Genomic DNA, 15,266 nt, shown 5'->3' with positions numbered 1-15,266 from the left:
CCGACTGGCGCGGCCCGCACCTCTTCATCCCCCACGGCGCGGGCCGCGCCGCCCCGCCCCACAACGACCGTTCCCGCCAAGGCTTTGAGGAGAGGGCATGTCCCCGCGTACGAACGAGAGCGCGACAGCGGACGCCGAGGAGGCCACGCCCGAGGCGAGCACCGAACGGGCTACGTCCGAGGCGAGCGCCGAAGGGGCCACGCCCGAGGCGAGCACCGTGGGGGTCACGGAAGCGCCCGACGACGAGCGCGTCGCCGCCGTCCAGCGGCTGTCGGCGTCCCAGCGACGCTGGCGAGCGGCCCAACTCGCCGCCTGCACCGCCGCGTTGGCGGTCGCGTTCACGGCGGGGGCCGTGGTGCTCGGGGCGGTCCGGGACGGCGGAACCACCTCCACCGTCGCATCCGCGCCGAGTGGCGTATCGCCGCAGTTGCTCGCCCGTGGGGATCTGGACGCGAGCATCACCTCTCTGCAGGCCCATCTCAAGGCTCAGCCGAAGGACTTCGGCGGCTGGGCGACGCTCGGGCTCGCGTACGTGGAACAGGCCCGCACGAAGGGCGATCCTTCGCGATACCCGCAGGCTGAGCAGGCGCTGGACCGATCCCTGGAGCTGCGCCCCGGCAACGAATCCGCGCTCGCGGGGCGCGCCGCCCTCGCCGCCGCGCGGCACGACTTCACCGGCGCCCTGAAGTACGCGGACAAGGTGCTCAAGGAGAACCCGTACAGCGAGCGTGCCCTCTCCTCCCGTATCGACGCGCTCGTCGAACTCGGGCGCTACGACGAGGCGTCGAAGGCCGCCGGCGTGGCCGACTCGCGCCGCCCGGGCGTACCCGTCTTCACCCGGTACGCCTATGTGCGCGAGCTGCGCGGCGATGTGAAGACCGCCCGCCGGGTCCTTCAGCAGGCGCTCAGCACCGCGTCCACCCGTGGCGACGTCGCGTACGTGGCGACCACGCTCGGCCAACTCGCCTGGAACCAGGGCGAGTACGACACCGCCCTCACGTACTACGCGCGGGCGCTCGGCGCCGACGACACCTACCTTCCCGCCCTCGAAGGCCGCGCCCGAGCCCAGGCCGCACAGGGCGACCGCGCGGCGGCGATCCGCGGTATGGAGCAGATCGTGGACCGCTGTCCGTTGCCCCAACCCCTCGTGGAACTTGGCGAGTTGTACGAGGCTCGCGGCAAGGAGGGCGACGCACAGAAGGCCCGCGACCAGTACTCCCTGGTGAACGCCTGGGTCTCGCTGGCCCGCGCCAACGGCGTCAACGCCGACCTCGACACCGCGCTGGCCGCCGCCGACCACGGCGACCCCAAGGCGGCGCTCAAAGCCGCCCGCGCCGAATGGGCCCGCCGCCACACCGTGCACACCGCGGACGCCCTCGCCTGGGCCCTGCACGTCAACGGGCGCGACGCGGAAGCCCTGCCGTATGCCCGCGAGGCCACGGCCACCGGCTACCGCAACGCGTCCTTCCTCTACCACCGCGGCATGATCGAGCGCGCCACCGGCCACGAGAAGGAGGCCCGCGCGTCGCTGAAGTCGGCCCTCGACCTCAACCCGGGCTTCTCATCACTGGGCGCCCGTGCGGCCCGTAAGGCGCTGGAGGCCGCGAAGTGAAGCCCCGTCGCCTCTTCGCCGCCTACGCGGCCGTCCTGACCGCCGCCTGCGCGCTCGTGCTCGTGCCCTCCACGGCCGCGAGCGCGCACCCGCTCGGCAACTTCACCGTCAACCGCTACGACGGACTCGTCGTCGCCCCGGGACAACTGCGGGTCGACCATGTCGAGGACCTCGCGGAGATCCCGGCCACCCAGGCCCAGCCGCAGATCAAGAAGCTCGGCATGACGGACTGGGCCCGCGAGCGGTGCGCGTCGGCCGCGCGCGGCAGCGAGGTCACCGTCGGCGGGCGCGAGGTACCGCTCAGCGTCGGCGAGAGCCACGCGCGCGTGCGGCCCGGGCAGGCGGGGCTCGACACCCTGCGCGTGGAGTGCCGGTTGACGGCGCCGCTGCCCAAGGGGGACACCGTTTCCCTCGGCTTCCACAGCGCCGGGGCCGACCCGGGGCCCGGATGGCGCGAGATCACCGCGCGGGGCGACCGGATGACGCTCACCGCGTCGGACGTACCGAAGACGTCGGTGTCGCGGGAGCTGACCCAGTACCCGAAGGAACTCCTGTCGTCACCGGCCGACACCGCGTCCGCATCGCTGCGGGTGCGGGCCGGTGGCCAGGCGCTCGTCGAGAAGGACCGCGACGCGCCCGCCGCCTCGGTGCTCCCGCGCGGCGCCGACCGCTGGACCCAGGCCCTCGACGGGCTGGTGGCCCGCCATGATCTGACGTTCGGTTTCGCGGCCCTCGCGCTGCTCATCTCGGTGGGCCTGGGCGCGATGCACGCGCTTGCACCGGGCCACGGCAAGACTCTGATGGCCGCGACGGCGGCGGCGCGCGGTGGCCGGGCGCGCCTCAAGGACGTCCTGCCGCTGGCCGCCTCGGTGACGGTCACGCACACCCTGGGCGTCGTCGCCCTCGGCCTCCTGGTCACGGCCGGTTCGGCGGCGGCGCCCTCCGTGATCGCGTGGCTGGGCATCGCGAGCGGCGTCCTGGTGACGTGCGCCGGCGTCACGCTCGTACGACGGGCCTGGCGCAACCGGGCACTTGGACACGGGCACACCCACGATCACGGGCACACGCATGACCATGCCCACGGACCGGGGCACACGCACGACCACGGACACGCGCGCGACCACGACCACGACGACGCGCACGGCCACGCGCACCACCCTCACGAGCACGCCGAAGAGCACGAACGCCCCTTGGTTCTCGCCCACGCCCCCGCATCCGTGGCGACGGCCCCCAGCAGCAAGCCCCACCCGCACGACCACCCGCACCCGCACACCCCCACCGCCCCCTCCCCCACCCTCGAACACACCCACGGCGGCTTCACCCACACCCACGACACCGCCCCCACCCTGCGCGGCACGATCCTGCTCGGCTTCGCCGGAGGGCTTGTGCCCAGTCCTTCCGCCGTCGTCGTGCTCGTCGGCGCCGCGGCGCTGGGACAGGCGTGGTTCGGTTTCCTGCTCGTCCTCGCGTACGGCGTCGGGCTCGCCCTGACGCTGACGGCGGCCGGGTTCGCCGTCGTCAAGCTCGGCGGCGGGATGACCCGGGCGCTGGCCAGGCGCCCCCGGTGGGCGGGGGGACCCGTCGCGGCCCTGTTGCGACGCACCGCACCCCTGGGATCGGCGTTCGTCGTCGTAGCCCTTGGGGCTGGATTGGTGTTCAGGGGGGCGGCATCCGCACTCGGCTGAGCTACTTTTGGGGAGGAATCGCGCGGATGCGAATGGGGGACGCACGTGTCCGAAGATCCGGGCAGTGAACGTGTGATCGCGGGGCGCTACCGTCTTCTGTCGCCCTTGGGCGAGGGCGGCATGGGAACGGTGTGGCGCGCCCGCGACGAAGTGCTGCAGCGCGAGGTCGCCGTCAAGGAGGTCCGCGCCCCGGCCGGTATCCCGGCGCACGAGGTCGAGCGGATGTACGCGCGCCTGGAACGCGAGGCGTGGGCCGCCGCCCGTATCTCGAACCGCAACGTGGTGACGGTGTACGACGTGGCCACCGAGGACGGCCGCCCCTGGATCGTGATGGAGCTGGTCCGTGGCCTCGCCCTGTCCGATCTGCTGGACGCCGAGGGCCCGCTGCCCCCGCGGCGTGCCGCGCACATCGGCGCCGAGGTGCTCGCCGCGCTGCGTGCCGCGCACGAGGCGGGGGTCCTGCATCGCGATGTGAAGCCGGGCAACGTCCTGATGGCGAACGACGGTCGGATCGTGCTCACGGACTTCGGTATCGCGATGGTCGAGGGCAGTTCCGCGCTGACCATGACCGGCGAGGTCATCGGCTCGCCCGAATTTCTCGCCCCGGAGCGGGCGTTGGGCCGTACGCCGGGGCCCGAGTCGGACCTGTGGTCACTCGGGGTGCTCCTGTACGCGGCCGTCGAGGGCAACTCTCCCTTCCGGCAGAACACTCCGCTGAGCACGCTGCGGGCCATCGTCGACGAGCCGCTACCGCCGCCCCGCCGTGCGGGCTCCCTCGGACCCGTCATCGAGGGGCTGCTCGCCAAGGACCCGGCCGAGCGGCTGGGCGCCGAACAGGCCGAGCACGACCTGCGGATCATCGCGGCGGGCGGCACGACGCCCACCGCGCCGCTGGGCCAGCTGCCCCCGACCCCGGACGCGCCGACGCTCGCGGCATATGGCCAGCCTCCGCCGGGGCCGCCCGGACCGCCGGTCCCCACACCCCGCCCCGGGCCCTACGATCCGACGGCCAGGACCACCACGGACCAACCCGCCCGCAATCGCCGCGCCGCCGTCGTCCTGATCGCGGGCCTGGTCGCGCTCGCCCTCGCCCTCGGCGGACTGACGTACGCCCTGCTGAACCGCGACAACGGAGGCAACGGCAACAGCGGCCAGGAGACCAACAGCAGCAGCGGTGGGACCAACAACGGTTCCAGCGGCGGGAGTTCGAGCGGGGACGACTCCAGCAGCGGGAGCGACAACACCGGCGCGACCGGCGGAGAACCCTCCACCACCACTCCCGGCGGGGGACAATCGACCACCACCCCACCCGCGCAGTCCGTGCAGGTGACGGTCACCGGCCAACGCACCGACTACTCCGGTGCCTGTCCGCCGCCCGCCGCCCAGGCGCCCACCTTCACCGCGACGTTCACGGTGGGGCGCGTACCGGTGGACGTCGAGTACCGCTGGGTGACGAAGACCGGCGATGTCACCGATCCGGGCTGGAAGACGCTCTCGTTCCCCGCGAGCGGCGGGAAGACCCAGCAGAAGACGGTCGTGGCGACGACGTACGACGCGAGCGGGACCTTCGAGAACGAGATCAGCGTGGAGGTCCGGAGCCCGGTGCGCACGACGTCCAACTCCGTGCCGTTCTCGATCACTTGTGCGACGGAGACCCCGACGGACGGGGCCTCCGCTTCCACATCACCGTAGGTGGATGATCAGGCCACGCCGCTGAAGACCGGCAGATACCCGCCGGACTGGCCGGGCGCGGTCGGGTGGTACGACTCGCCGATGTTCAGCCAGTTGAGGCTGTGCAGCCAGGCGTCGCCCGAGCAGATCTCATGGCCGGTGAAGGTGCCTCTGACATCGCCGAAGGTGAAGCCGTGGTCGGCGGCGCGCTTGGCGATCGCGCTGTCCAGGTAGTCGGCCGCGTCGTTGATCGCGGCCCGCTTGGTCTCCGAGAGGCCTGCCACACAGGAGCCGCTCAGCTTGTAGAAGTGGGGGTAGCCAAGGACGACCACGTGGGCGGCCGGGGCTTTCGCGCTGATCGCCGAGAAGACGGTGTCGAGTCGGCCGGGGAGTGTCGAGTCGACGTACGCCTTCGCCGTGGCGATCCGGGCGAGGCAGGAGCTGTCGGACTGGAGCACGCACGTCGTCATGACGTCGGAGAAGCCCGCGTCGTTGCCGCCGATGCTGATCGAGACGAGGCCGGTGGAGGAGTTGAGCGGGCCGAGCTGGTTCGCCGTCACATCACCCGTACGAGCGCCCGAGCAGGCGGTGAAGGCGAACGACGAGGGTGAATGGGCGGCGGCCCAGAGGTAGGGGTACGCCTTCGTGCTGCGCTTGCAGTCGCCGCTGGAGCTGATGTAGCTGCCCGCGCCGACACCGGACGAGTAGGAGTCGCCGAGGGCCACATAGCCGGTGGCCGCGGCGGTTTGGGACGCCTGCGCCGTCGCCGCCCCAGTAAGGGCGAGGCCGACGGCGAGGAGGAGTGAGGTCACGTATGCCGTAATTCGGGAACGTCTCATGGAACCTCCCTTTAGCAGGATCTCTGCCACAACTTTCGTAGCAGCTACGCGTGTTGACAGGAAGTGTCCATGCCAAGACTTTTCGGCCCCTACCGGGACCCTCACCCCGCGTTCACGGCATATTTCCTTGCGTGCCCATGACAGGCCCCTGGCGGAGCGTCAACTCCCTTGAGCCACTCCGACGTGGTCACCAGCGCGGGCACCGGGTCACCGAACAAGCTCGTGAAGATCGTCTCGCAACGCGCCGACCGAGTGGATCTCGGAGCCCAACTCGCTTGATCCGTAAGGCAGTTCCCAGGAGGCGGCCGGCACCTCAGGGGAACGTATGTTTAAAGGCGTCCAAGAACTGCCATGAGCGTCTTCCGCATCTTGACGACCCCCCGCCCGCTGCGCGACATTGAAGCCCGGCATCCGGCGCTTCAGGGGGCAAAGTCGCCCATGCAGACCATACGTATCAAGACACCTTCGTCAGACAGCGCGGAGCGGTCGCGACAGGGGCCGGGGAAGGACCTCCTGCCGCTGCTCGCGGGTGCCGCGACCGTGGTCGGAGGAGTTGGTGCGGTCCTTGCGCTGGCCGACGTGGACTCACCACTGCGTGGCCCGTTCACGTTGTTCTTCCTGCTCGCGGCGCCGTCGGTCGCCATCGCGGCCGCGCTGCGCGGGCTGGAACCCTTCGGCCGCATCCTGGCCTCGATCGCGGGCGCGATCGCCGTCAACATGCTGGTGACCCAGGGCATGCTGGCCGTCCACCGGTGGTCCGTCCGCGGCGGAATCGCGTCGGTGACCGCGATCAGCTCCCTCATTCTCGTGCTGGTACTGGTACGCCGGTGGCGCGGCCGTACGGACCGGCGTTCGCGAAATACTCTCCGGGGGTGATCCCGTATTCCTCAAACGGATGGGGAAAATCCGTTCGAGGTGTTGGGTAACGGCCAAACCAACAAAAACGTGAGGCCTCGTTCCAGGTCTTGCCATACGGACGCAATCGTCAATACCGTCATACATCTCACCCGCATCGGACCATCACGCTCATGCGATCTAGGGGAGGGCTCAAGATCGCGCAGACGGCCCGGCGCGGGGCGCGGTAGGGGGGTGCCGTACTCGGTGACCACAGCTGTGCCGAGTCGTGCCGCGCGACCGGCTTCCGTTTTCCCGAAAGCCGGCCAGCTTTGCCAGCTCACCCGGCAGGCACGGAGATCCATTTCGTCATGCCGTAAGTGAGAACCCCCCTTTCGAACCGGATACATAGCCGGACCGCCCAGGGGCGGGCGGTCCGCCGGACGAGAGGGACCAGACTCATGAGCTCAGTCCTGCGCCCAGCCGTTTCGGGCCAAGATCCGTTAATGGCCAGCAAGTACCGGCCGATCTCCTCTCACCTGGCCATTGCGCCGCCGGTGAGTGTCGTGATTCCCGCCATGAATGAGGCCGAGAATCTCCCGTACGTCTTCAAGACACTTCCCGGCTGGATTCACGAAGTGGTTCTTGTGGACGGCAATTCCACCGACAACACCGTCGAAGTGGCCCGCGAGCTGTGGCCGGACGTCAAGGTCGTCGAGCAGCGCGGAAAGGGCAAGGGTGATGCCCTGATCACCGGCTTCGAGGCGTGCACCGGCGACATCATCGTGATGGTCGACGCGGACGGCTCGGCCGACGGCCACGAAATCGTGTCGTACGTCTCCGCGCTGGTGTCCGGGGCGGACTTCGCCAAGGGCTCGCGGTTCGCCAACGGCGGCGGCACGTCCGACATGACGCCGATCCGCAAGCTCGGCAACCGGGTGCTCTGCGCGGCCGTCAACGCCAAGTTCGGCGCCCGCTACACCGACCTCTGCTATGGATACAACGCGTTCTGGCGGCACTGCCTCGACAAGATCGACCTCGACTGCACCGGCTTCGAGGTCGAGACCCTGATGAACATCCGGGTGGTCAAGGCGGGACTCAAGGTGCAGGAGATCCCCAGCCACGAGTACCTCCGCATCCACGGCACCAGCAACCTGCGCGCCGTGCGGGACGGGTTCCGGGTGCTCAAGGTGATCCTCAAGGAGCGCTCCAACCGGCGCGCGCTGCGCCGCAGGCCGCACGCGGCTCAGCTCGACTCGGGTCAGGGAGAGGTGTCTTGAGCGAGCCGGACATCGCGCGCATCTCGGTGGTCGTCTGCGTCTACACCGAGGACCGCTGGGAGGACATCCTCGCGGCGGTCTCCTCGGTGCGGGCGCAGTCCCTGCCCGCCCTGGAGACGCTCCTGGTCGTGGACCACAACGCCACGCTCCTGGAGCGGCTGACCAGGGAGTACAAGGAGACCGACGCGGTGCGGGTGCTCGCCAACGCGGGCCCCCGCGGGCTGTCCGCGGGTCGCAACACCGGGATCGCGGCCTCGCGTGGCGAGATCATCGCCTTCCTCGACGACGACGCCGTGGCCGAGCGGGACTGGCTGCGGCACTTCGCCGAGGGGTACGCGGATCCGCGGGTGATGGCCGTCGGCGGCCGTACGATGCCGATCTGGGCGTCGGGCCGCCGGCCGGCCTGGTTCCCCGAGGAGTTCGACTGGGTGGTGGGCTGCACCTACAAAGGGCTGCCGCCGGGCCGCGTACAGGTCCGCAACGTCCTCGGGGGAAACGCTTCCTTCCGCCGTACGGCGTTCGACGCGGCGGGCGGCTTCGCCACCGGCATCGGCCGCGACGGCGACAAGCGCCCGCTGGGCTGCGAGGAGACGGAGCTGTGCATCCGCCTCACCCGCGCCCGGCCGGACGCGATCCTGCTGATCGACGACCGTGCGGTCATCCATCACCGGGTGCCCGAGGCGCGCGAGCACTTCGGGTACTTCCGCACGCGCGCGTACGCCGAGGGCCTGTCCAAGGCGCTCGTGGCCCGAAGTGTCGGCTCCGACAGGGGGCTTGAGTCGGAGCGCCGCTACACGACCCGTGTCCTGCCGGCCGGGGTGCTGCGCGGACTGCGGGACGCGGCGCTGGCCCGCCCCGGCGGCGCGGGCCGCGCGGGCGCCATCGTCGCCGGGGTTCTGACGGCGGCGGGCGGGTACGTACTCGGGAGCGTCCGGGCACGCAGGGGTGGCGCCACATTCTCCGTCGTGGAGATCGAGGCCGTCGTCCCGGGCGACGAGGGGGCGGCAGCATGAGGGCGAGGTCCATGCCCGTCGCGGCGCGGTGGGGGGCGCCGACCCGCGGCTGCACAGCGTATGCGCGCGCCGCGCGGTGTGGGAGCTCCGCGTGCGCGGGCCCGCGCGGCGCGGCCGCCGCGATGCCCCCTACGAGCGCCGCGCGTTCCGCGCGCGCCGAAGCCACGCTCACACGCGGCGCGGTGGGGGGCGGGGCCGTATGAACGCTCCCGTCCCCATCCTCATGTACCACTCGATCGCGACCGCGCCGAACGACGCGACCCGCGAACTGTCCGTCGCGCCCGAGGCGTTCGCCGAGCAGATGGAGCTGCTCGGCGAACGCGGGTTCACTCCGGTCGACACAGCACAGCTGGCGGCGAGTTGGCGCTCGGGCGGCCCGCTGCCGACGCGGCCGGTTCTCATCACCTTCGACGACGGCTACGAGGGCGTGCACCGGCACGCCCTGCCCGTGCTCGCCAAGCACGGTTTCGCCTCCACGCTGTTCGTCTCGACGGGGTGGATCAAGGGCGCGTACGACACCGGGGGCGGCCTCGACACCATGCTGGACTGGGACCAGGTGCGCAAACTCGCCGAGGAGCAGGTCGAGATCGGCGGGCACAGCCACACCCACCCACAGCTGGACCAGCTCCCGGACGACGCGCTCTGGTTCGAGCTGCTGCGCTGCAAGGAGATCATCGCCGACGAACTGGGCTCCCGCCCCGCCTCGTTCGCGTACCCGTACGGCTACTCCAGCCGCCGGGTGCGCCGTACGGTGCGCGAGGCGGGGTTCGCCCAGTCACTCGCCGTCGGCAACGGTCTCGCGCGCCGCCGCCAGGGCCCGTACGCCCTGCAACGGGTCACCGTGCGCCGTACGACCGGTATCGAGGAGTTCGAGCGGCTGGTCGAAGGCCGCGCGATCGCCCGCAACTTCGCCCGGGACCGCGCCCTGACCAAGGGGTACGCCATGGTCCGAAGAGCACGACAGGTCCGCCGGAAGGCCATCCGTTCCCGTGTCTGACACGACGACCACAGCCCAGGCTTCCACGCCCACGACCGAGGCACCCGAGCAGCAGTCGGGCCGCCGCCTTCGCCTGCCCGGCAGGGGCCGCAAGGGGGCCGGAGGGGGCAACCAGCTGTTCCGCAACGCCTACGCCCTGATGCTCAACACCGGGATCTCCGCGGTGCTCGGGCTCGGCTACTGGCTGGTCGCCGCCCGCTACTACTCCGAGTCGGCGGTCGGCCAGGGCTCCGCCGCGATCGCCGCGATGAAGCTCCTCGCGGGTCTCACCGCGGTGACGCTGACGGGCGCCCTGGCCCGCTTCATCCCGGTCGCGGGGCGTGCCACCGGGCGCCTCATCTTCCGTACGTACGCGGGCAGTTCCGTAATCGTGGCGCTGGCGGCCGGGCTCTTCCTGCTCACCCTGGACCTGTGGGGGCCCTCGTACCGCTTCCTGCACGGACCGCTCAACGGCCTCGGCTTCATCCTCGCGGTGATCGCCTGGTCGCTGCTGACGCTCCAGGACGGTGTGCTGACCGGGCTGCGCAGCGCGCTGTGGGTGCCGGTGGGCAACACCGTGTTCTCCGCGGTGAAGCTGGTGCTGCTCGTCGGCCTCGCCGCCGCGATCCCCACCACGGGCGTCTTCGTCTCCTGGGTGGCGGCGATCGCCCTGTCGGTGGTGCCGCTCGGGCTGCTGGTCTTCCGACGCCTGGTGCCCCGGCACATCAAGGCGACCGAGGAGCATGCGAAACCGCCCACCTTCAAGGAGATCGGGCGCTTCCTGGCCGGCGACTACACCGGCTCCCTCTTCTCGCTCGCCGTGGTCTACCTGGTCCCGGTGATCGTCGCCGCGCAGGTCAGCTCCGCCGACAACGCGTACTTCTACATCACCACCACGATCGGCGGCACGGTCAACCTGCTCGCCATCAACATGGGCGCCTCGCTGACCGTCGAGGGCTCGCACGACCCGGCGCGCCTGGCCGCCAACACCCGGGCCGCGCTCAAGCGGATGGCGCGGCTCATGCTGCCCGTGTGCGGGCTGCTGTTCCTCGGCGCGCCGTTCATCCTGCACGTCTTCGGCGAGGGGTACGCGCACGCGGCGACCCCGCTGCTGCGCTGGTTCGCCGTCGGCGCGCTGCTGCGGGTCGTCATGGAGACGTACTTCGCGGTGCTGCGCGCCCAGAGCCGCACCTCCGGACTCGCCTATCTGCAGGGCCTGTTGTGCGTGCTGGTGCTGGGTCTCACGGTGATCCTGCTCCCCCGCATGGGCCTGACGGGCGCGGGCGTCGCGGAGATCTCCAGCCTCGCCGTGATCGTGGCGCTCGCCGCGCCCAAGCTGTACAAGATCGTGCGCACCGCGCCGCCCGCCGACGTGCCCGCGGACGCGGCGCCGGACGGGGACCTCGCCGACCTGGGGGCGCGCGAGGTCCCCGCGCCGAAGACCGGTCCCTCCTGGGCGAAGAAGCTGGACGCCGACACCCTCGCGCTCGGCATCCACGTCGACTTCGACCACCAGGAACGCCGACCGGACGTACGACCGGGCCCCGGCACCCCGCCCACCGGTTCGCCGACGGTACGGCCGGACCACCGCCCGACGTGGGCGCTCCGGCCACAGGTGGGACTGCCCGTAGAGGCACGGGAGCCGGGTTCGGAGGCCAGCCTGGGCCCGTCCGAGGCCCCGGAGATAGACGCCCCCTTTGAAACGGGCGAGGCGGAAAGCGCCCCGATAGGGGCGCGGGGCGTGACATCAAGCGGCTCCGCCGCGCGGGCGCGACCAGCCACAGAGCACCCGCAGCCAACGGACAACACCCCCTCCTCCCTGCGCGAACGCCTGACCCACCCGACCAGATCCGGCGTGGTCCTGGGCTGCCTACTGATTTCCGCCCTTCTCCTCTACTGGGTCCCCGCACTGGGCCTCAACGACGGCACCCTCGCCCGCATGGGCGGCCTGGGCCTGATCTCGGTCCTCCCGCTGCCGACCCTGGTCGGCGCGGCCCTGCTGATCACCGTCTTCGCCTCGCTGCTCTGGACGGCCCGCGAGCACAGGGGACTCCTGCTCGTCACCCTCCTCGCCACCGTGGTCTCGCTGCACGCGCTGCCCGCGGTGATCGAGACCGAACCCCGGTTCGCGACGGCCTGGCAGCACCTCGGATTCCTCGACTACATCGACCGGACGGGCTCGGCGGTACCCGACCTGGACGCCCGCTGGAGCTGGCCCGGCTTCTTCGCCGCGGCCGCGTTCATCGCGAAGGCCTGCGGGGTCACCGATCTCACCGAGGTCATCCGCTGGTGGCCGCTGGCCATCCAACTCCTCTACCTGGCCCCGATGTTCCTGCTCGTACGCTCGATGCGGGCGAGCTGGCGCGCCAAGTGGACCGGCATCTGGATCTTCACGCTCAGCGGCTGGGTCGGCCAGGACTACTTCTCACCGCAGGGCTTCACGTATCTGCTCTACCTCGTCTTCGTGGCGATCCTGCTGGTGTGGTTCCGGGCACCGCGCGTGCTGTGGGCGAAGGTGCGCCCGGGCGAGGCGGAGGTCGAGCCGACGAACCGCCGTCAGCGGGCCGTCCTCCTGATGATCCTTATAGGGCTGTTCGCGGCGACCGTCCCGGCACACCAGCTCACGCCGTTCGTGATGCTGGGCGTCCTCGCGGTCCTCGTCCTCATCGGCCGCTCCGAGCTGCGCGGTCTGCCCATCCTGTTCGCCGTCCTGGTCGCCGTCTGGCTCGCCTTCATGGCCGAGCCGTACTGGTCGGGGCACTTCGACGACCTGTTCGGCGGGGTCGGCGGCGTCGGCGGCAATGTGTCGTCGTCCGTCTCCGGCCGTATCCAGGGCGGCAGTTCCACGCACAAGCTCGTGCTCTACACGCGTGTGCTGCTCGCCGGCGGTGTGATGGCCTTCGCCTGCTGGGGCTGGTGGCGGCGGCGCGACCACAAGTACCGCGAGCGCTCGCTGCTCGTCCTGACCTTCGTACCGTTCCTGGGCTTCGGCATGCAGTCGTACGGCGGCGAAATGGCCCTGCGGGTCTTCATGTTCGCCGTCCCGGGCGCGGCCCTGCTCGCCGGGCTCGCCCTCTTCCCGCGCACCGGCGTCACCGCGAAGGAGCGCGAGAAGGACCGGGTGAGCCTCGCCCCGCTCGCCGCCCTCATGGCGGGCCTGCTCCTCATGGGCGGCTTCCTGGTGGCCCGCTGGGGCAACGAGCCCTTCGAGCGGATCAGGCCGGGCGAGGTCGCGGCCATGAACTACGTCTACGAGCACGACGACCCGACCGTACGGCTGCTGTGGATGAGCAACGACACGATCGACAACGTGACGCCCGCGATGCCGTGGGGCGCGCGGGACATGGAGAAGGTGCAGTACGTGCCCACGCTGGCGCCCGCCGACCCTGTCCTGGTGTCCGGGCTGGTCAAGGCGCTCAAGGACGCGGGCCCGAACTCGTATCTGATGATCAACCGCAGTCAGGTGGTCTACCTCGAGATGGACGTGGGCTATTCGGCGACCTGGGAGTCGAGGCTGATCAGCAACCTCGACGACCGGCAGGAGCTGAAGAAGGTCCTCGTCAACGACGACGTGACGATGTACGCGCTGCGCAAGCAGCCCGAGGGCAAGGTCCCGAAGGCAGATCCGGGGCCGATCGGGCCCCAGGTGACCTGGACGCCGTGGTCGGTCGTCGGCGGTCTGGCCGCGATCGCGCTCATCGTGCTGCTGACGACACGGGAGGTCGTACGGGTTGCGGTACGGCCGAGCGTGCGGCAACTGCGGTGGCTGCAGAGCAGCTTCTGGTTCGCGCTGCCGCTGCTGGCGGTCTTGCTGGCTTCGATGGTGCAGCGGTTCCTGACCATGAAGTAGTACGTACGTGGGAGGTGGCTCACCGGCGGGCTTACCGGGTGAGCCACTTCACCTCGTAGGCCCGCATCTCGAACCGCTTGCCGTCCACCTTGGCGCTGATGGAGCGGTCCAGGGTGTTCACCACGAGGGCGACCTTGTCGGTGGCGAGGACGCGGACGTTGGGCACGTCGTCGGCGGCGATCGACACCGTCTCGTACTTCGTCCCGGGCGGGAACTCCTTGCCGAAGCGGGAGACGAGGTCGTACATGGGGAGCGCCTTCCCCCCGGCGGCGGTGTCGGTCGGTGTCCAGAGGCAGCCCGCGCAGTCGGAGCCCTTCTCCTCCTCCGGGTTCCAGTAGAAGCCGGAGGAGGCGCCGCCCTTGACCATGGCGATCATTCCGGCGGCCTGGACGGCGGCGCGGTGGATCTCGGACCAGCCCTTGCGGTCGTCGTTGCCGTCGGCCGGTTCGACGTAGTACTCGGCCCACCACAGCGGCAGGTCGTGCGTCTGCCGGCGCACCCACTCGCCGACGGCCGTGAGCTTGTCCGTGGCCGCGAACTCGCCTGGCAGCATGTCGTCGTCGTTGGTGTAGCTGGAGCCGTCCACGACGACGAAGTCGGCGCCCACCTTGTTCTTGTTCCAGTAGTCGAAGGCGTCGAGGACTCGCTGGTCCATGACGCCCCAGGTGCCCTTCACTGTGGTGGACGCGTTGTCCTTCTGACGCGGGTCGAAGCTGTCCATGACCAGGTAGGGGCCGCCCACCATGATGTCCTTGTTGACCTTTTTCAGCGCCTTGTAGACCAGGTTGTAGAGCTCGGTGTAGCCCTCGTAGTCCCAGCGGGCCTTGCTGTCGTTCCAGAAGCCCTTGAACTCGTTCCAGACGACGAAGTGCCGTACGTCCGGATAGCGTTTGGCGACGGTCGCGGCGAGCGCGGCGAAGTCCTTGTAGTGGGCGCGGTCCGGGGCGGTCTCCAGGGCGGCCTGGCTCCAGTCGGTGTCGCCGGAATCGCCGCCCTTCATCCAGTCCGGGGAGCAGCACAGGGTGACGATCGGGGTGCCGCCGGACTTGCGGATGAAGTCGATACGGCTGTCCATCTCCGCGAAGTCGTAACGCCCCTTGGACGGTTCGGGGTTGCCGGCGCCCCAGCCCATGATGTGCTGGTTCTGCGGCAACGACTGCTTCTCCAGCAGCCCCTCGACGCGCTCGGTGGCGGCGTCGTCGCCCTCGTCGGCGCTGAACTGGGTGTGGGTGAAGCCCCAGCCCACCTCCGGCCGCGGCGTGTCGGGCGGGGTGACCGGCGTGCCGTGCACCTTGTCCCCGTCGCGGGTCGTGCCGGCGGCGCTCCCGCCGTCCCCCGGCAGGGTGTTGAGCAAGGTCACCACCAGGGCCAGAGCGGCCACACCCACGCCGAGCAACGCGGTGAGCCGCCACCGCCGTGCCCCCGAATTCCACCCATGACGTCCCATCATGGGCAACAGTAACGGCGGGCATCGGCCATGGGACAGATCTCGTAAATGCACAGCCT

10 protein-coding genes are annotated in these 15,266 nt (G+C 70.6%); 8 read left to right on the top strand and 2 right to left on the bottom strand.

Translation table 11 applies throughout. From position 1 onward, the window contains the following. The first annotated feature begins 97 nt into the window (after positions 1–97). Genes ACFY0T_RS13055 through ACFY0T_RS13045 form a run of 3 tightly spaced genes read left to right on the top strand, consistent with a single transcriptional unit; the run spans position 98 to position 4,989 of the window. Positions 98–1,612, top strand: a complete 1,515-nt coding sequence (locus ACFY0T_RS13055) for a tetratricopeptide repeat protein (RefSeq protein ID WP_388868375.1) — start codon at positions 98–100, stop codon at positions 1,610–1,612. Then, complete coding sequence (locus ACFY0T_RS13050; RefSeq protein WP_388868373.1) at positions 1,609–3,297, top strand: nickel transporter; 1,689 nt, start codon at positions 1,609–1,611, stop codon at positions 3,295–3,297. Before ACFY0T_RS13055 ends, ACFY0T_RS13050 begins: the two co-directional genes overlap by 4 nt. A gap of 45 nt (positions 3,298–3,342) precedes the next feature. Beyond that, positions 3,343–4,989: a serine/threonine-protein kinase gene (locus ACFY0T_RS13045; protein ID WP_388868370.1), complete on the top strand. Its 1,647-nt coding sequence runs from the start codon at positions 3,343–3,345 to the stop codon at positions 4,987–4,989. Positions 4,990–4,997: 8 nt separating this feature from the next. Here ACFY0T_RS13045 and ACFY0T_RS13040 read toward each other — a convergent pair whose 3' ends face one another. Next, positions 4,998–5,807, bottom strand: coding sequence for an SGNH/GDSL hydrolase family protein (locus tag ACFY0T_RS13040; protein ID WP_388868367.1), 810 nt, complete (start codon positions 5,805–5,807; stop codon positions 4,998–5,000). Positions 5,808–6,245: 438 nt separating this feature from the next. On the opposite strand from ACFY0T_RS13040, the gene ACFY0T_RS13035 reads away from it, so the two are divergent. The 5 genes from ACFY0T_RS13035 (at position 6,246) to ACFY0T_RS13015 (ending at position 13,760) form a co-directional block, all read left to right on the top strand. Further along, complete coding sequence (locus ACFY0T_RS13035) at positions 6,246–6,683, top strand: hypothetical protein (RefSeq protein ID WP_388868364.1); 438 nt, start codon at positions 6,246–6,248, stop codon at positions 6,681–6,683. Between the two features lie 419 nt (positions 6,684–7,102). Next, positions 7,103–7,921, top strand: a complete 819-nt coding sequence (locus tag ACFY0T_RS13030; RefSeq protein ID WP_388868362.1) for a glycosyltransferase family 2 protein — start codon at positions 7,103–7,105, stop codon at positions 7,919–7,921. Then, entirely contained in the window at positions 7,918–8,934 is a 1,017-nt protein-coding gene (locus ACFY0T_RS13025) for a glycosyltransferase family 2 protein (RefSeq protein WP_388868359.1), read from the top strand. The genes ACFY0T_RS13030 and ACFY0T_RS13025 overlap by 4 nt, the downstream gene beginning before the upstream one ends. 199 nt (positions 8,935–9,133) lie before the next feature. Continuing rightward, entirely contained in the window at positions 9,134–9,931 is a 798-nt protein-coding gene (locus ACFY0T_RS13020) for a polysaccharide deacetylase family protein (protein ID WP_388868356.1), read from the top strand. Next, positions 9,924–13,760: a polysaccharide biosynthesis C-terminal domain-containing protein gene (locus ACFY0T_RS13015; RefSeq protein WP_388868353.1), complete on the top strand. Its 3,837-nt coding sequence runs from the start codon at positions 9,924–9,926 to the stop codon at positions 13,758–13,760. Before ACFY0T_RS13020 ends, ACFY0T_RS13015 begins: the two co-directional genes overlap by 8 nt. Positions 13,761–13,791: 31 nt before the next feature. Here ACFY0T_RS13015 and ACFY0T_RS13010 read toward each other — a convergent pair whose 3' ends face one another. Continuing rightward, positions 13,792–15,207: a xylan 1,4-beta-xylosidase gene (locus ACFY0T_RS13010; RefSeq protein ID WP_388869373.1), complete on the bottom strand. Its 1,416-nt coding sequence runs from the start codon at positions 15,205–15,207 to the stop codon at positions 13,792–13,794. Positions 15,208–15,266 lie beyond the last annotated feature (59 nt).

The organism is Streptomyces sp. NPDC001530, assembly GCF_042894545.1.
GTDB lineage: Bacteria > Actinomycetota > Actinomycetes > Streptomycetales > Streptomycetaceae > Streptomyces.
Note: the sequence above shows the minus strand (reverse complement) of the source record. Positions and strands in the feature narration are given on the sequence as shown.